We start from the raw sequence: 303 nt of genomic DNA, 5'->3' as shown, positions 1-303 counted from the left end.
TGGAAGTGGCTGTGCGCCGCGTGGCGCAGAGTGAGCCTGCATTGAATATGCGCTTTCAGTTTAATGATGATTTTGAACTGGTTAAGGCGCCTGCATATAATGCCGTACCTTGCGTGGAAAATATTCAGCTGCTTTCGGCGCAGCATGTGAGCGAGCTGCTGCTGGTGCGGCAGGCAGCACCGTGTGATCTACAGGAGCAGGCACCCTATCAGGTGCTCCTGAACAAGGCAGGCGGGAAAAAGCAGATAGACTTGATTCGGCATCAGAGCCTGGATGAAAATATTGATGCCGGTATTGTGCTGC

1 protein-coding gene is annotated in these 303 nt (G+C 52.8%); it reads left to right on the top strand.

The window, feature by feature from the left end; genetic code table 11:
- Positions 1–41: 41 nt before the first annotated feature.
- Positions 42–303, top strand: a 262-nt coding sequence (locus HBA93_RS20360; protein ID WP_221724484.1) for a hypothetical protein, incomplete at its 3' end; no start/stop codon positions are given.

The sequence above is a fragment of the Ochrobactrum sp. SFR4 genome, assembly GCF_019730395.1.
Taxonomy (GTDB): domain Bacteria; phylum Pseudomonadota; class Alphaproteobacteria; order Rhizobiales; family Rhizobiaceae; genus Pseudochrobactrum.
This window is presented reverse-complemented; position numbering and strand designations above follow the sequence as displayed.